The sequence below is a fragment of the Gemmata sp. genome, from assembly GCF_051859125.1.
Classification (GTDB): Bacteria; Planctomycetota; Planctomycetia; order Gemmatales; family Gemmataceae; genus Gemmata.
On sequence record NZ_JBHYGG010000264.1, the window covers coordinates 12,249 to 27,081 of the forward strand.

The following is a 14,833-nucleotide window of genomic DNA, read 5'->3' on the forward strand; positions in this document are numbered from 1 at the left end:
CGACGGTCGCACGCCTGCGCGGCTCAGATCTCTGAGCCGGGGCCGAAAACGCTTAGATTTTAAGGGGATTTACTTGCTAGCGGTTGTGCCTTGGACGTTTCAACTACCGTTGAGCATGGCCAGGCTGATCGCCATGCGCCGCTCAACGAAACCCTTGGGACACGCATTCAATACGGGATCACTGAGCCCATGCGGAGATTGATCACCTTCTCGGTCGCGTTGTACCCGTCGAACAATCCGCTTGCGGTGACCGTCTTCCCAACCTCCGGCAACTTTGTGTAATTGTTCAGCCTCATCACGACCACAACCCCAACCCCGTCCGCTCCGGCTAATCGGTACGTTCCGACGTCCCCATTCGCGCTGCTTTGCGTCACCTTCCCCCGAAGTAGCAAGAGCGCGGGTCCGTCGTCGGGTAGGCCGTACTCTTTCCGGGCCGTGGCAGCTTCGCGGCCGAACGCCGCAGTAACCTCCTCAGCGGAACGGACCGGGGTCGGCTCCGCGCCTTTCCCCAAGTCCGTTACCCGGCAATTCTGCATCCCGACTCCCGACGGTCCCGCACCAATCGAGTAGCCGATCAATCGGACGCGCCGCCCGGGGGGTATCGATCGAAACGCCTCCTCCTCACCGGGGGCTGGAATCCCCACGATGAGGCTCAGGTCACTGCTGTAGGGCATGGGCACGCCGGCGAGGGCAAGTTTGACTTTACTGGCTGGGAACTTATCGGCGGGCGCGGTGACAGTGACGCCTTCCACTTGCAGCACCTTGGCGAAATACTTCTGCCCTCCCACCAAGCCGAGCAACTCTTGGCAGATTACCTCAGCCGTACCGGTCATCTCCGGTGGCGTTCCCGGTGGAGGCTCTTTCCGAGGGGCACTGCTCCCCGGAGGCGGCGGTTGCCCGGCCGTCCAGGACTCTTGAGTCCACCCCTTCGGGGTGCCCCCGGGCGGGGGAGGCGGAGTGGGCTGTTGTGGAGTCGTCGGAGCGGCCTTCTCTCCACATCCGGCGATGGCAACACACACGACCAGGAGCACACCCCGCGTTACGTTCTGTCGCGCCGTAGCCATGTCATTTCCTTTGGAGAAATCGTGACCCAGCGTCGCTCGTTCATCACACACTGCGTTCCAGCAAGATGAGTGTAGAACACACAGGATGCCGCGGACACGGTCTGTGGCGGGCTCAGATTTCTGAGCCGAACCTTGCCTCCCGTTCGCGCCTCCCTCCCTCGCCAGTCGGCACCGCCGGCCGACCCGCTCTGGATTCACTCGTTGTGGAAAAAGGCCGCACTTGCGGCCGAGCGTGGGAAGCCGGCTCACCGCAGTCGCTCGTTGCGACCAAGCGGCCCGATGCGCACGCAGAAGTTCAGGGGCTCAGAGGCTCTGAGTCGGGATCAGGCATCACCCCTTCAGCAACTCCATTAGTGCCACCATGAACGCGGGCAAGTCGTCCGGCTTGCGGCTCGTTACCAGGTTGCCGTCCACGACCACTTCTTGATCCACGAAGGTCGCACCCGCGTTCAGGACGTCGTCCTTGATCGAGTGAAAGCACGTCACCCTGCGGCCTTTGAGCGGGGTGTCCCCATGCGGTAGTATCCTTGAACAAAGCACCCACGGGCCGTGGCAGATGGCCGCGACGGGCTTCCCCTGGGCGCAGATGTCGCGGACGAACTTCATCATCGCCCCGCTGCGGCGGATGTAGTCCGGCGAGAACCCGCCCGGGATCACGAGGCCGTTGAACTGGTCGGCACTGACGTCAGCCGCGGCCGCGTCGGCCTTGGCGGGGTAGCCGAGCTTGCTCGGGTACACCTTCCCCGCCTCCGGGCCGACGAGCACCACCTCGCACCCGGCCTCCCGCAGCCGGTACACCGGGTACCACACCTCCAGCTCCTCGTACTTCTGCTCGACGAGGACCGCGACGCGCTTACCGTTCAGACTCATGCGAAACTCCGAGTGAGGTTCGGGCGAATTGTGGGCGTCGGGCGGGGTCACTTCTTCGCGTCCTTCTTGGTGAAGATCACGACGTGCTGCCACGGGAGGGTCTTCACCGTGTCCGTGTGCTCCAACTCGGGGAACGCGCCCATCTCCTTGATGACCTGCCGCTCGCTCATCTTGTGGACCAGCTTGATCGGCACCTTCTCGTCCTCAAGGCGGAACTCGACGAACACGAGCCGCCCGCCCGGCTTCAGCGCGTCCACCATCTTGGCCGCCATCTCGAACGGGAACTCGAACTCGTGGTACACGTCCACCATCAAGATCAGGTCGACCCCGGCCTCGGGCAACTTCGGGTCGGCGGTCGTCCCCTTCACCGTCTCGACGTTCGCGGCCTTCATCTTCTTCGCCCTCGCGGCGACGAGGTCGAGCATCTGCTGCTGGATGTCCGAGGCGATCACCTTCCCCTTCTCGCCGACGACGGGCGACATGAGGAAGCAGTGGTACCCGCTCCCGGCCCCGACGTCGGCGACCACCATGCCGGGCTTCAGGTCGAGCGCCTTGATGAGCTTCTCGGGCTCCTCCTCCTTCACCCGCTCGGGCCGCTCCAGCCACCCGGACGCCTGGAACCCCATGACGTGCGCGATCTGCCGGCCCATGTAGAACTTGTTGATCCCGTCCCGGTCGAACTCCTTCCGCGTCTCGTACTTCGGGGCCTCGCGCTTGGGCGGCTCGGCGCTGGCGGTGGGGAGTGGGGAGTGGAGAGTGGACAGACAACAAGTGGTGGCAAACAGAAGGGGCCGGATCATGTGAGACCTCTCCGAGCGTGACGGGTGGCACCCACGGGACGCAGAACACGAGCCCCCGGAGGGGGCGGCAGTGCGTAGCCTGGGGTGCCAACCCTGGGGCCGCGGGCGGTGCGGGGCACGCGGCCCATCGTACCGAGAAATTCCCGAAAATTCTGCCGCGGCGAGTTGACGGCGCGCGCGTCGTTCGGCATATCCATACGTGTACAGAATAACATTACTGTACGTCGTGTCACAAAGTGGGCCGGGCGGCGCGAGCGAATCACTTCCGACCGCCGGGCGGGGGAGCAGTCGGCCTCTGGGTACCCGGTTCCCCCGCCCGGTCCCTTCCGCCCGCCCGGGTTGAGCATACGCGGACCGCGGGGGGCGAGACCACTCATGCCTCGGAAACCCGGGTACACGTCCTACTCGCAGTCCCTCGACGGCTCGGAGATGAGCGCCGACGAACTCGAGTTTTTGCTGGCCGTCGCCGCGTTCCAGCGCCGCACCGGCCGCCGGTACCCGACGTGGCGCGAGGTGCTCCACGTCGCCCACTGCCTCGGGTACCGCAAGATCGCCGAGCCGACCCCGATCGGCGAACCGCACCCCTTTCCAGATGCCGAGCCCGGCGGGTAGCCCCGCGGGCCGCGCCACGGGAGCCCCCATGTCCCTGCTCACCCGCGTCCTGAAGTCGCTCCGGCCCGCGCCCCCGAAGTCGCCCCCGCCGCGGGTCGCGGCCGTGTTCGCCCCGCCGTACCCGGCCGCCGGGTGGTGGCACGACGACCCGGCCGAGCAGCTCCGCAACTACCGCTCCTGGGTGTACGCGGCGGTGAACGCCATCGCGCAAGAAGCGGCCCGCCAGCGGCCGTTCCTGTACCGCAACACCGGCCAGGCCGAGCACGAGATGGCGGCCCTGCCGCACACGCACCCGCTGTGCCGGCTCATCGACCGCCCGAACCCGTGGCTCACCCCGTGGGAGCTGTGGTACCTCACGGTCGTGTACCTCGAACTCACCGGCAACGCCTTCTGGTACGCCGCGCCGCGGACCGCCGGCGACGCGCGGCTCGCGGCCCCGGGCGAACTGTGGGTCATCCCGACCCCGTGGGTGCGGATCGTCCCGGACCGCCACGAGTACGTGAAGGCGTACCAGGTCGCCGCCCCGGGTGTTCCCGCCGAGGAGTTCGGGCCGGACGAGATCATCCACCTGAAGTACCCGAACCCGCTCGACCCGCACTACGGCCTGTCGCCGCTGCAAGCGAACGCGCTGACCGTGGACGCCAACACCGAGCTGCTCAAGTCGCGGTACCAGACGTTCCTCGCCGGCTCGCGGCCGGGCGTCGTCCTCCAGACCGAGCAGACGCTGACCGACCAGACGGTCGCCCGGCTCGAGGACAAGCTGACGGCGAAGTTCAGCGGCCGCGACAACTGGCACCGGCCGCTCGTTCTCGAACAGGGACTCAAGGCGAGCCCGTGGACGCTCACGCCGGCCGAGATGGACTTCCTGAACTCCTCGCGCATGACCCGCGACGAGATCCTCGCGGTGTTCCGGGTGCCGCCGCCGATCACCGGCGTGGTCGAGAACATGGGCCTCGGGGCCGACATCTGGTTCGGCGCGCGGGTCATGTTCTGCGAGGGGACGATCCAGCCGAAGCTCGACCTGATCGGCCAGTCGCTGACCCGCGACCTGGGCCGGCGGTACGGGCAGGACGTGGCGGTGAGCTTCCCCGACTGCTCGCCGCGGAACCTCGACCAGCGCCGCAAGGACGACGAACTCGACGCCAAGCTCGGGCTGCGGACGTTCAACGAGATCCGTAAGGCCCGCGGCCTCGACCCGTTCCCCGATCCGCGGTTCGACCGGCCCATCCTGCCGGCCGAACTGCGGGACACGGCCGGAGAGCGGCGGACCGCGGATGACGCGGACGGCCCGAGTAGGTGACGGAATCGGGCACGGGCACGGGCACGCACGCGGGCACGGACCAAATCCAAGCCGCCCCGTCCGCCCGGCGTCTTCCCGTTCTTCTCCGTGCCCGTGCCCCAGCCCGTGCCCGTGCCCGACTCGTCCTGGTCTTCTTTTTCCCCATCCTCACCGCCAACCCGGAGCTTCCGATGTCGCTCACCCGCGCCGACCCCGCCGCACGCACGCTCGCGATCAACCCGATGGACCTCACGGTCCGCAGCGTCATCACCACCATCGACCCGGACCGCGGCGGCGACGTCGTCGTGCCGACCGGGCTGCGGAACGCCGACGAGTTCCTGCTCAACCCGGTCGTGCTGTGGGCGCACCAGCGGGCGCAGTTCCCGCCGATCGGCGTGTGCGAGTGGATCGACATCCAGCCCCGCCGCATCGTCGCGCAGACGAAGTTCGCCCGCGGGGTGCCGTTCGCCGAGGACGTGTTCCGGCTGTACGAGCAAGGGGTGCTCCGCGGGTGGTCGATCGGGTTCCTCCCGCGGAAGGCCCGGCGGCTCGCGGGCGGCGACCCGCGGCGGCCCCCGGCGCTGCGGGTCGACGAGTGGGACCTGCTCGAGTACTCGGCCGTGCCGATCCCCGAGAACCCGGCCGCTGTGACGGTCGCCATTGAGAAAGGCCTCGTCACCGACGCCGCCCTGTGCGACTGGCTCCGCGGCGCGTTCGAGCCCCGCGACGTGCTCCGCGATCTGGTCGGGTGAGTGCTGTGGTGGGGCAGGCATTCTTGCCTGCCTCCTGGCTCGGGCAGGCAAGAATGCCTGCCCCACCACAGCGAGTTCCAATCCCCAACGTCCGATCTCCCATTTCCGATTCCCGAGGTGTTCCCATGTCAGCGAGTGCAACCGCACCGTCAACGTCCGACAAGTTCCAGACCCGCGACGAACTCGTGTCGTTCATCGAGGAGCAGACCGCCACGGCCGTCGACCGGCACACCCGGGTCGAGCGGCGGGTGCCGTGGGCCACGGCCGGCCCCGTGTGCCAGGACTCGGCCGGGTACTCGGTGCTGAAGGCCGCCGCGTTCGCCCTCGGGTACGTCGGGCCGGACCAGGCCAAGGAGGAGATCCACGCGCACCAGCAACTCCGCGACCTGTACGCGGGGTACGGGTTCTCCCCGCACCACGGGCAGCAGTCGTTCCTGGTGCCGCTCGCGTCGGCGCACCTGCCGGCGTTCGAGCCGCAGGGCAAGCGGCTCCGCGACGAGTTGCACCAGAAGATGACCGCCCAGGCCGGGAGGTACGACCCGGACGAGGCCGACTGGATCGGCCGCCGGGTCGGGTTCCGCGCCAAGGCGCTCGGCGTCGGCACCGACACCGCCGGCGGCACCCTGGTCCCGCTCCCGCTGCTCGGCGAACTCATCGACCTCCAGCGGAGCATGGAGGTGTTCGCCACGGCCGGGGCCCGCGAGGTGGCGCTGCCGCCCGGCGGCCGGGTCCAGTTCCCGAAGCTCACGGCCGCGAGTTCCGCGTACTGGGTCGGCGAGGGCGGGCCGGTCACCGAGAGCCAGCCGACGACGGGGAACCTCGACCTGCAGGCGAAGAAGCTCGGCGTGCTGGTGAAGCTCAACAACGAGCTGCTCCGGTTCGCATCGCCGAGCGCCGAGGGGCTGGTCCGGCACGACATGGCCCGCGCCGCGGCGCTCAAGGCCGACCTCGCGATGCTCGAGGGCACCGGCGGCACGCAGATCAAGGGGCTCGTCACCTACTCGGGGATCGGCACCCACACCGCCAGCACCACCGGCACCAACGGCGACACGTTCCAGCCGGCCGACGTGGCGCTGATGGACAGCAAGCTGCCGGACGCGGTCGACTCGCCGACGGCGTGGGTCATGCGCAAGGCGATGTTCGCGGCGCTGATGAACCGCCGGGCCGACGCGGTGACCGCCAACGACGCGAAGGGGGCGTTCATGCTCCGCGGCCCGGCCCAGACGCCCGCGGCCCTTCCGGGCGAGCTGTACGGCACCCGGGTCGTTCGGTCGGCCCAGGTGTCGAACACGCGGGTGAAGAACGCCGGCACGACGCTCACGTACGTCCTGCTCGGGTACTTCCCGGACTGGGTGGTCGCGCGGATGGGCGTGATGGAGTTCCTCGCGAGCGGCATGGGCGACACGGCCCTCCAGAACGACCAGACCGTCCTCCGCGGGATCCAGCACATCGACGCCGGCCCGCGGCACCCCGCCAGCTTCGTGCTGTGCGACCAGCTCGTGGTCGGGTGAGTGGGGGTTGGGGATCGGGGATGGGAGGTTGGAAAGACAGAACCCGCCCGCCCGTCATCCCGACTCCCATTTCCAATCTCCAACGTCCGATTCCCAACGTCCCACTCCCAACTTCCAAATCCCACTCCGAAGGAGTCCCCGTGTCCACCGCACTCAACGACGTCGCGTCGGCGGCGCTCGTCGCCACCGGCCTCGCGCCGGGCACCCAGACCAGTTCCCCGACCGGCCCGACCGTCGACATGATCTCGGCCGACGGGCCGTGCTTCGCCGTGCAGCAGGTCGGCGCGTTCACGGCCGACGCGCTCGCGGGCTACATCGAGGAGTCGGCCACCGGCTCGTCGTGGAGCGCCGTCGCCGGGGCCGCGTTCGCCGAGGTCACCGCCGGCACCAACCTCCAGGTGATCCGGTTCGAGCGGACCGCCCGGTACGTCCGGTACGCCGCCACCCTCAACGGCGAGACCCCGTCCGTCGCAATGGCCGTCGTCATCGGCGAGCAGAAGAAGACGCTGTGACGGGAGTCGGGAATCGGGGGTCGGGAGTCGGAAAGACAACTGGCCCCTGTTCTTTCCGACTCCCGACCCCCGATTCCCGACTCCCGGTGACCCATGATCGACACCCTCGCCAACGTGAAGAGCTCGCTCCTCATCTCCGGCACCACCGACGACGCGCTGCTGACCCGGCTCCTGGACGCGGCCGACGGGTTCATCGCCGAGTTCACCGGCCGCACCTTCGACGGCGGGTCGTTCTCCGAGACGCACCCCGCCGGCCGCACCCTCGTGTTCCTCCGCAACTACCCGGTCGCGTCGGTCACCAGCCTGAAGGTGGACGCGAACCGCCAGTTCGGGAGCGAGACCGCCCGGGCCGCCGACACGTTCGTCGTCCACGCCGACCGCGGCGTCATCGAGTCGGTGTGCGGGCCGTTCCTCCCGCCGCGGTTCGCCCACCGCGACGACTGGCCGGCGGCGGTTCAGGTGGCGTACGCCACGGCCACGGGTGCCGTGCCGGCCGCCGTGAAGCAGGCGTTCTGCGAGCTGATCGGCCACTGGTACCGGTTCGCGAAGACCGCCAAGGACCAGGACTACCAGATGCTAACGGTTACCGTAGACGTGAACGGCGAGAAGCAGTGGCCGTGGAGCCTCGCGGCCGGCGAACCGCTCCCGCCGATCGTACCGCAACTCCTCGCACCGTACCGCGTACCCGCGGCGTAAGGCTCTTTGGCGAACCCTGAGCGCCAGCGAGGGGGTGCGCCTCACCCCCTCGCTGGCGCTCAGGGTTCGCCAAAGTTTTTGCCAACGGCCCCCGGGCGGCGGCGTTGTATCCTGCGATGAGGCCGGCGGAACCGACGGGACACGCTGGACAACCGGCCGACCGCGGGGGTATGGTGAACTTCTCCCCTTCGCCGCAACCCGCACCCCGCCGGACCGAGCCCCGCGTGACCCGGGACACCGACCCCCCTCCCCCACCGGAAGCCGCGGAGGAGGCCGACTGGATCCGCGACGCCCAGGCCGGCGACCGCTGGGCGTTCGCGCGGCTCGTCGAGCGCTACTGGGACCGCCTCTACCGCTGGCTGTACCACGTGACCCGCGACCGGCACGCCGCGGAAGACCTGACCCAAGAGACGTTTCTGAAGGCACTTGCGGCGCTGAAATCGTTCCGGCCCGGCAGCAACTTCCGGGCCTGGGTGTTCCGCATCGGGCACAACAACTTCGTGAACCAGAAGCGGTCCGACCGGCGCACGAAGCAGCAACTGCCCGAGGACTTCGCCGCGGACGAGACCAGCGCCGAGGCAACGGCCGAGAACCGCGAGGCGCTGGAGATCGTCGCGAAGGCGGTCGCGGAGTTGCCCGAGGACTTCCGGGCGGCTCTCACCCTGCGAGTCGAGGAAGAGTTGTCCTTCCGCGACGTGGCGAAGATCCTGAACACCACCGAAGAGACCGCACGGTGGCGTGTATTTAAGGCCCGACAGAAACTGATGAAGGTGCTCGCCCCGGAATTGTTACCCCCCGGGGCCGCGACGGGTGAAGCCAACGGTTAGCCGCGAGGCGACGCCGAGCGTGAGACGCAAGCCATGAACTGCCAGACGGTCCAGAACAAGATCCTCGCGCTGCCGGACCCGCGGCACGTCCCGGACGCGCTCCGGTCGCACGTGAACGCCTGCGCCGGGTGCCGGGCGTGGGCCGAACTCGCCGGCCGGCTCGAAGGGCTCGTCGCGCAGTTGACCGCACCCGCCGCACCGGCCGACAAGAAGGCCGCGCTCATCGCCAAGCTCCGCACGCAGCCGGCGACGGTCGAAGTGGCCACCGAGGGGCCGGCGACGTTCCGCACCTGGGTGAAGCAGAACGCGGCGCTCGTTGGCGGGCTCGCCGCGGCCGTGCTCGTCGCCGTCGGCGCGTGGGCGATGCTCGGGAGGAACGGCCCGAGGCCCGACGTCGAGCTGGCCTCGCCCCGCGACCCGTTCCTCGAAAAGATGGTGCAGCGCGACGTGGCGCTGGCGAAGGCCGCGACGCCGGCCCAGAAGCTCCAGGCCCTCGGCGGTCTGGCCGACGACCTCTCGGCCGAGGCCCGCGGGCTGGCCCGCATCGCCAGCCCCGACGAACTCAAGGACGTCGCCCGGTGGTTCGACCGGGTGGTGAAGGAAGGCGTCGTGCCCCGTGCGAAGGACCTCAGCAGCGATGCCGGTTCGACGCCGGCCGAGCGCAAGGCGCAGCTCGCCGACCTCGCGACCCGCCTCGGGCACGCCGCCGACGAGGTGAAGAAGGCGAGCGGGGAGGTGCCGCCCGACGCCAAGCCGATCCTGGAGCGGATCGCGGACACCGCCCGGTTCGGGCAGAAGAAGTTGCAAGACCTGGCCGGCTGATTCTTCCGCACCGCTCACGCCATCCCACGAGGCCCGCCCGTGTCCCGCGCCCTGCTGCTCCTGACCTGCTTCGCGACGCTCGCCGCCTGGGCGGGCGCGCAAGGCCCGGTGCCGCCCCTGTCGGCCGCGGACAAGGCGAGGCTGTTCAAGTCGAACCGCACGCTCGTCGAGAACCTCGTGAACCACGGGCTCGACCTGTCGTCGGCGGCCGACCCGGTGCGGCGGGCCGAGGAGTGCCGCAAGACCGCGATCACGCTCGGCAACTACGTCGAGCGGGCCGCGAAGGACGACCGCAACCCGGACCGCGTCGCGGAACTCGCCGGGCTGATGGGCGACGTGGTCCGCGACGGGCTGGTGCCGCTGCTCGACGACGCCGAGCGGACGATCCCGCCCGAGTCCCCGCAGGGCAAGCGGGTGAAGGAGCTGCAGTCGCTGGCGGCCGCGGACATCGACACGGTCCGCGCCGCGGTCCCGGCCGGCAAGGTCGGCGACAACCCGAAGGTGCGGGCCGCCCTCGCCGCCCTCGCCGACCTCAAGAGCAAGTTCGGCAAGTGACACCGCGGTGTCACTTCTTCGCGTCCTTCAGGAACTCGTCGTAGAACGCGGCGACCGCGTCGGCCAAGTCCTTCGCCGTCTTCGCGTACTTGTCCCGCTCGCGCTCCCGCAGGAACGAGCCGAATTCGAGCTGGATCGCATCGATTGCGTACCCGGTGTGGCTGCCGTAGGTGCCGACGATGTACCCGCCGGTGAACTTCGGCTCCTCCCTCGCCTTCTCGTCCGCGTCGCAACTCGGCAGCACCTTGTACCCGCGGTTCTGCAGGAACCCGAGCACGCTCCGCTTGCCCGTCAGCCCCCGCCACCCGTCGCGGTCCTTCAGCACCGTGACCGTCTTGCCGTTCTGCGTGCCGCGGCAGATCGCGTCCTTGAACTCGCCCTGCCCGTGGACGTCGAGGAGCAGACCGCGGCCGAACTTCGCCCTCACCGCCTTGCACGCGGCCTCGAGCGGCTCGTGGTAGGCGTCATAGTACGGCTTCGCCTTGTCGGACTCGTAGGCCTGCTCGCGGGGCCGGTTCACGTCGAGGTACTTCCGCTCGAACTTGGCGACGACGAGCCACGGCTTGCCGTCGAGGAGCTTCTCGAGTTCGGCGGAGAACCGCTCGGCGACGAGGTCGGTGTTGGCGTCGAGGACCGTCGCGAACTGGGCGATACCGGTGCCGACCCGCTCGGGCACGTCGGGCACCTTCTTGCGGCCGCCGTGCGGGGCCGAGACGATGATCGGCAGCGTCCCCTTTTGGACGACGACGAACTCGGCCGGCGTCGCCGCTTCCTCGGGGGCCGCCACCAGAACGGGCACGAGGGCGACGCCGACGAGGGGGGCGAGGAGCGAGCGGGACATGGGACGAATCCCTCCGTTGAACTTTTGCCTACGATCAATCCGTTCCCGGACCTGCCGACACAATCAACGGCTCGACCTCATCGCCAACGCACTTCTCGGAGAGGATTTTCCAAACTTCAGCGAGGGTGTGCCCTTCTGATTCCGGGCTTCCTGGCTTAGCCGCTCAAGCTCAAGTTCCCAGAGCGGCGAACTGAGGCCGGTTGGCGACGTGCCACATTCGCTCGAGTCGCCCGATGTTGTACCCCTGTGAATCAAAAACAATGACCGGTTCGCCGACCTTCTCGAACCTGGCGAGCAAGTCCGGGTCCGAAACGTGGTCGGGGTAACCCTCTCGTGCGTCCTTCGGAAATGGCGCGGGCCACGTCGTCTGAATTCGGCCCACGACGTGCCCACTGGGATCTTTCAACTCGATGACACCCCGCATCTCGGCCCAACGAGCGAAGAGCGCCGGGTCGGTGACGGTGATCGACATGACTTCCCCCGTGCGGGTGTGCGGGTACTCGCGACCCATCATACCCGCGGGCCGGGGCGCACGCGACGGGACCAAATGCGGACGGGCCGGGGCCGGCGCTCGGAGCGCCGGCCCCGGCCCGCAAGGCGGGACCCGGGTCACACCAGGAGGTCGCGGCAGTCCGCGATGGTGCCGGCCAGGGCGCTGGCGGCCACGGTCAACGGCGACGCGAGGAACACCTTCGCCTCCTTGTGCCCCATGCGGCCCGGGAAGTTCCGGTTCGTCGTGCTGATGCACGAGATCGGCGTGTTGAGCCGCCCGAACGTGTCCGCCGGGCCGCCCAGGCACGCCGCGCAGCTCGCGTCCCCGATCTTCGCCCCGGCCGCCAGGAAGATGTTCCGCAGCGACTTGCCGCCGATCATTTCCGTGTCCAGGCCGCGATCGACTTCGGTGGTGGCGGGCACCACGAACGTGTCGATCTTCACCGACTTGCCGTTCAGAATCGCCGCGGCCGCCTTGAAGTCGGTCAGCTTGCCGCCGGTGCAACTGCCGATGTACGCCCGGTCGAGCCTGGTGCCCTTCACCTGCGACACGGTCGCCTTGTTGTCCGGCGAGTGCGGCTTCGCGACGGTCGGCTCCATCTTGGTGACGTCGTACACCCGCTCGGTGATGAACCTCGCGCCCGGGTCGCTGTACACGGCGGTGTACGGCTTCTTCCGCAGGTCCCGCTTGTTGACGTAGTCGAACGTGACCTGGTCCGGCGGGATGATGCCGTTCTTGCCGCCGGCCTCGATCGCCATGTTGCACAGCGTCATCCGCTCCTCGATGTTGAGGGCCGTGACGCCGTCGCCGTCGAACTCCATCGCCCGGTACGTCGCGCCGTCCACGCCGATGTCGCCGATCACCGCGAGGATCAGGTCCTTGGCCATGAGGTACGGCGGGAGGTTCCCGTGGAACACGAACCGCATGGTGGGTGGGGTCTTCATCCACAGCTTGCCGGTGCCCATGACGAACCCGGCGTCGGTGTTGCCGATGCCCGTGGCGAACTCGCCGAACGCGCCGGCCGTGCAGGTGTGGCTGTCGGTGCCCAGGAGCACCTCGCCGGGCCGGGTGTGGCCCTCCTCTGGGAGGGCGATGTGGCACACGCCCTTGTACCGGTCGGTGCCGACGTCGTAGTAGTACGGCAGGTCCTGCTGCTTCGCGAACTCGCGCAACACGTCCACGTTGCGGTTGGCCATCGCGTCCTTGGTGAAGATGTAGTGGTCCGGGATGATGACCACCTTCTCCTTGTCCCACACCTTGGCGGTGGGGCCGCCGAAGTTCTTCTGGAACACGCCGATGGTGCCGGGCCCGCACACGTCGTGGGTCATCAGCACGTCGACCGTGGCCCACACGTTCTCGCCGGGCTCGACGTGGCCCTTGCCCGAGGCCCGGGCCAGGATCTTCTCGGTCATCGTCATCGGGGAGGGCATCGCGAATAAACTCCTGAAAATCGCGCCCGTGCGCGTGAGCGGATGTGCCAAGCCGGCGGGGCCTGTTCTTATGGTGTCATGGTACGCCGCGGCGGCCCGGAGACCAACGCCCGGCGGCACCCGGGGGCCGCGGCGCTCCGGGCGGGCCGCCCCGACGCGGGGGCCGCCGTCCGAACCGGTGGCCGGCACTGCGACTGATGTCACCGGTCGAACGCGAACGCCCCGGGTTCGACGTGAAAGTAGCGGGCCAGTTTGCCGATCTGGAGGCGGTTCAGCTTGCGCTTTCCGGCCAGCACCGCCGAGATGGTCGATTCCGCGATCCCGGCCCGTCGCGCCGCTTCCACCTGCGTGATTCCCTTCTGCTCGATCAGGAAGCGGAGCAGGTCCGCGTCTCCGACCGGTTCCAGCGGCACCGCAGCCGCCTCGTAAGCGTGAACGAGGTCGCTCAGCACGTCGAGGTAGTCCTGCTCCGGCGGCGCGAGGTCGTCCTGATCGACGAGCGCGTCGATCACCGCAACCGCCGCGTCGAGGTCGGCGGCGGACCGGAGCGGCCGCAGGGGGAACCGGCGCACCAGTTCCAGGTAGCGGTCCTCGCGCGTGCCGTACACCGCCCGGCTCGATGTCGTGTCCTTCGTGCGTGGCATGCGAAGCGCCATTTCTCGCTTACAATACCCTCGCGCAGACGTGCTGCCGATCCCGATTCCCGTGCGCTGAGGGACCACCGTGAACGATCCCGCAGGCGAGTGGCACTTGCTCGCCACGGACGAGACCACAGGCGACCCCTACGAAGCACTCAGGAAGTGGGAGCGGCTGCGGCTCCTTTACAATGCGATCCTGGTCCCGCTTGTCGCCGCCGCGACCCTGCTCTTTGGGGGCGGGTTGCTGCTGGACCATCGGTACTGGGAATCCGTGATCTTCGGTGGGATCGCGTCCAACGTCTGCTTCTGCCTCGGCCCCATTTTGGAGTTCTACCTCGTCCGGCTCGGGGCGAGCACTCGAACCGCTCGGGGCTGGCTGTTCGCACTCGGTACCACGTTCACCGCGCTTGGGGCGCTCGCGGCCATCGTGATGTACGGCCGCGTTGACAAGTGAGCGCGGCTTGCGAGGAACCGCGCGTCCGTCACTCCCCGTTGCCGCCGGCGTCGAAGACGGCCCGGCACGGCAGCTTGAAGCCGGGGAGCAACTTCGTCTCGCAGGCGTCGGCGGGGCCGAGGGTCTTCTCGGTCCACTGCGAGCGGCCGCGGCGCAGCACCAGCACCTGCTGCAACTTCGCGTCCACGATCCAGTACTCCTTGATGCCGAGCGTCCAGAACTCGTCGCGCTTCTGCGTGTAGTCGCGGTCCCGCGAGCCCTCCGATACGACCTCGACCACCAGTTCGGGAACCCACGTCCGCCACAGGGTTCGGTCCTTGCGGCCCTTCGGGGCCGTGAGGTACACCGCGAGGTCCGGGTGCCGCTCGCTCTCCCAGTCGGGGATGACGAGCTTGCTCGACCCGCCCTCGAGGACGAGGTGGATCGCGGCGGGGTTGTCCAGTTGGTGCCGGACAAGGTGGTTGCGGATGAAGGCGACGAGCGCGGCGTGGGGGTAGTTTGGGACCTCGGACACGACCACGTACCCCCGTGCGAGTTCGTACAGGTGGCCCTCTTCCCCCCGGGCGAACTCAAACGCCTTCAGAGACATCTTGCGGCCGTGGTGCCGCGGGCCAATCGTGGTCTTCGCGAGGATCATGCTCGGCTCGTTCCGGGGTTCCCGCGGGGGTCGCGGGCGC

Annotated in this window: 18 protein-coding genes; 10 read left to right on the forward strand and 8 right to left on the reverse strand. The window is 68.8% G+C overall.

Annotation, left to right across the window (positions count from 1 at the left end; all coding sequences use genetic code 11):
• Nucleotides 1-167: 167 nt before the first annotated feature.
• From ACTIGN_RS25465 to ACTIGN_RS25475, 3 genes are all read right to left on the reverse strand, one after another.
• Nucleotides 168-833, reverse strand: a complete 666-nt coding sequence (locus ACTIGN_RS25465; RefSeq protein ID WP_439629148.1) for a hypothetical protein — start codon at nucleotides 831-833, stop codon at nucleotides 168-170.
• A 561-nt stretch (nucleotides 834-1,394) separates the two neighbouring features.
• Entirely contained in the window at nucleotides 1,395-1,934 is a 540-nt protein-coding gene (locus tag ACTIGN_RS25470; protein WP_439629150.1) for a type 1 glutamine amidotransferase domain-containing protein, read from the reverse strand.
• A gap of 47 nt (nucleotides 1,935-1,981) precedes the next feature.
• Complete coding sequence (locus tag ACTIGN_RS25475; protein WP_439629152.1) at nucleotides 1,982-2,734, reverse strand: class I SAM-dependent methyltransferase; 753 nt, start codon at nucleotides 2,732-2,734, stop codon at nucleotides 1,982-1,984.
• A 375-nt stretch (nucleotides 2,735-3,109) separates the two neighbouring features.
• Between ACTIGN_RS25475 and ACTIGN_RS25480 the strand changes: the two genes are divergently transcribed.
• From ACTIGN_RS25480 to ACTIGN_RS25520, 9 genes are all read left to right on the forward strand, one after another.
• A complete protein-coding gene (locus tag ACTIGN_RS25480) occupies nucleotides 3,110-3,346 on the forward strand; it encodes a hypothetical protein (protein ID WP_439629154.1) in 237 nt (78 codons plus the stop codon).
• 28 nt (nucleotides 3,347-3,374) lie between these two features.
• Nucleotides 3,375-4,646 (forward strand): phage portal protein, encoded by a 1,272-nt coding sequence (locus tag ACTIGN_RS25485; RefSeq protein ID WP_439629155.1) that lies wholly within the window; start codon nucleotides 3,375-3,377, stop codon nucleotides 4,644-4,646.
• Nucleotides 4,647-4,816: 170 nt separating this feature from the next.
• Nucleotides 4,817-5,377, forward strand: coding sequence for an HK97 family phage prohead protease (locus ACTIGN_RS25490; RefSeq protein ID WP_439629157.1), 561 nt, complete (start codon nucleotides 4,817-4,819; stop codon nucleotides 5,375-5,377).
• A gap of 125 nt (nucleotides 5,378-5,502) precedes the next feature.
• Nucleotides 5,503-6,888, forward strand: coding sequence for a phage major capsid protein (locus ACTIGN_RS25495; protein WP_439629159.1), 1,386 nt, complete (start codon nucleotides 5,503-5,505; stop codon nucleotides 6,886-6,888).
• A gap of 140 nt (nucleotides 6,889-7,028) precedes the next feature.
• Nucleotides 7,029-7,400: a hypothetical protein gene (locus tag ACTIGN_RS25500; protein ID WP_439629161.1), complete on the forward strand. Its 372-nt coding sequence runs from the start codon at nucleotides 7,029-7,031 to the stop codon at nucleotides 7,398-7,400.
• Between the two features lie 93 nt (nucleotides 7,401-7,493).
• Complete coding sequence (locus ACTIGN_RS25505) at nucleotides 7,494-8,096, forward strand: head-tail connector protein (RefSeq protein WP_439629163.1); 603 nt, start codon at nucleotides 7,494-7,496, stop codon at nucleotides 8,094-8,096.
• 224 nt (nucleotides 8,097-8,320) lie between these two features.
• On the forward strand, nucleotides 8,321-8,923 hold the full coding sequence (locus ACTIGN_RS25510) for an RNA polymerase sigma factor (protein ID WP_439629165.1): 603 nt from the start codon (nucleotides 8,321-8,323) through the stop codon (nucleotides 8,921-8,923).
• A 33-nt stretch (nucleotides 8,924-8,956) separates the two neighbouring features.
• On the forward strand, nucleotides 8,957-9,745 hold the full coding sequence (locus ACTIGN_RS25515) for a hypothetical protein (RefSeq protein ID WP_439629167.1): 789 nt from the start codon (nucleotides 8,957-8,959) through the stop codon (nucleotides 9,743-9,745).
• A 39-nt stretch (nucleotides 9,746-9,784) separates the two neighbouring features.
• Entirely contained in the window at nucleotides 9,785-10,300 is a 516-nt protein-coding gene (locus ACTIGN_RS25520) for a hypothetical protein (RefSeq protein WP_439629169.1), read from the forward strand.
• A gap of 10 nt (nucleotides 10,301-10,310) precedes the next feature.
• On the opposite strand, the gene ACTIGN_RS25525 is transcribed toward ACTIGN_RS25520, so the two are convergent.
• From ACTIGN_RS25525 to ACTIGN_RS25540, 4 genes are all read right to left on the reverse strand, one after another.
• Nucleotides 10,311-11,141, reverse strand: a complete 831-nt coding sequence (locus ACTIGN_RS25525) for a hypothetical protein (protein WP_439629171.1) — start codon at nucleotides 11,139-11,141, stop codon at nucleotides 10,311-10,313.
• A gap of 169 nt (nucleotides 11,142-11,310) precedes the next feature.
• Nucleotides 11,311-11,613 carry a hypothetical protein gene (locus ACTIGN_RS25530; RefSeq protein ID WP_439629173.1) on the reverse strand — a complete coding sequence of 101 codons (303 nt, stop codon included), beginning with the start codon at nucleotides 11,611-11,613 and terminating at the stop codon, nucleotides 11,311-11,313.
• 137 nt (nucleotides 11,614-11,750) lie between these two features.
• Nucleotides 11,751-13,064 carry a 3-isopropylmalate dehydratase large subunit gene (locus ACTIGN_RS25535; RefSeq protein ID WP_439629175.1) on the reverse strand — a complete coding sequence of 438 codons (1,314 nt, stop codon included), beginning with the start codon at nucleotides 13,062-13,064 and terminating at the stop codon, nucleotides 11,751-11,753.
• Nucleotides 13,065-13,264: 200 nt separating this feature from the next.
• On the reverse strand, nucleotides 13,265-13,708 hold the full coding sequence (locus ACTIGN_RS25540) for a helix-turn-helix domain-containing protein (RefSeq protein WP_439629177.1): 444 nt from the start codon (nucleotides 13,706-13,708) through the stop codon (nucleotides 13,265-13,267).
• Nucleotides 13,709-13,787: 79 nt separating this feature from the next.
• On the opposite strand from ACTIGN_RS25540, the gene ACTIGN_RS25545 reads away from it, so the two are divergent.
• Nucleotides 13,788-14,156 (forward strand): hypothetical protein, encoded by a 369-nt coding sequence (locus tag ACTIGN_RS25545; protein ID WP_439629179.1) that lies wholly within the window; start codon nucleotides 13,788-13,790, stop codon nucleotides 14,154-14,156.
• 28 nt (nucleotides 14,157-14,184) lie between these two features.
• Here the strand turns inward: ACTIGN_RS25545 and ACTIGN_RS25550 are convergent, their stop codons facing one another.
• Nucleotides 14,185-14,793, reverse strand: coding sequence for a Uma2 family endonuclease (locus ACTIGN_RS25550; RefSeq protein ID WP_439629181.1), 609 nt, complete (start codon nucleotides 14,791-14,793; stop codon nucleotides 14,185-14,187).
• Between the last annotated feature and the right edge of the window lie 40 nt (nucleotides 14,794-14,833).

Excerpts from the sequence above, each read along its gene's own strand:
- ACTIGN_RS25465 (WP_439629148.1), bottom strand. The coding sequence starts at position 833 with ATGACCGGTACGGCTGAGGTAATCTGCCAAGAGTTGCTCGGCTTGGTG.
- ACTIGN_RS25470 (WP_439629150.1), bottom strand. The coding sequence starts at position 1,934 with ATGAGTCTGAACGGTAAGCGCGTCGCGGTCCTCGTCGAGCAGAAGTAC.
- ACTIGN_RS25475 (WP_439629152.1), bottom strand. The coding sequence starts at position 2,734 with ATGATCCGGCCCCTTCTGTTTGCCACCACTTGTTGTCTGTCCACTCTC.
- ACTIGN_RS25480 (WP_439629154.1), top strand. The coding sequence starts at position 3,110 with ATGCCTCGGAAACCCGGGTACACGTCCTACTCGCAGTCCCTCGACGGC.
- ACTIGN_RS25485 (WP_439629155.1), top strand. The coding sequence starts at position 3,375 with ATGTCCCTGCTCACCCGCGTCCTGAAGTCGCTCCGGCCCGCGCCCCCG.
- ACTIGN_RS25490 (WP_439629157.1), top strand. The coding sequence starts at position 4,817 with ATGTCGCTCACCCGCGCCGACCCCGCCGCACGCACGCTCGCGATCAAC.
- ACTIGN_RS25495 (WP_439629159.1), top strand. The coding sequence starts at position 5,503 with ATGTCAGCGAGTGCAACCGCACCGTCAACGTCCGACAAGTTCCAGACC.
- ACTIGN_RS25505 (WP_439629163.1), top strand. The coding sequence starts at position 7,494 with ATGATCGACACCCTCGCCAACGTGAAGAGCTCGCTCCTCATCTCCGGC.
- ACTIGN_RS25515 (WP_439629167.1), top strand. The coding sequence starts at position 8,957 with ATGAACTGCCAGACGGTCCAGAACAAGATCCTCGCGCTGCCGGACCCG.
- ACTIGN_RS25525 (WP_439629171.1), bottom strand. The coding sequence starts at position 11,141 with ATGTCCCGCTCGCTCCTCGCCCCCCTCGTCGGCGTCGCCCTCGTGCCC.
- ACTIGN_RS25530 (WP_439629173.1), bottom strand. The coding sequence starts at position 11,613 with ATGTCGATCACCGTCACCGACCCGGCGCTCTTCGCTCGTTGGGCCGAG.
- ACTIGN_RS25535 (WP_439629175.1), bottom strand. The coding sequence starts at position 13,064 with ATGCCCTCCCCGATGACGATGACCGAGAAGATCCTGGCCCGGGCCTCG.
- ACTIGN_RS25540 (WP_439629177.1), bottom strand. The coding sequence starts at position 13,708 with ATGCCACGCACGAAGGACACGACATCGAGCCGGGCGGTGTACGGCACG.
- ACTIGN_RS25550 (WP_439629181.1), bottom strand. The coding sequence starts at position 14,793 with ATGATCCTCGCGAAGACCACGATTGGCCCGCGGCACCACGGCCGCAAG.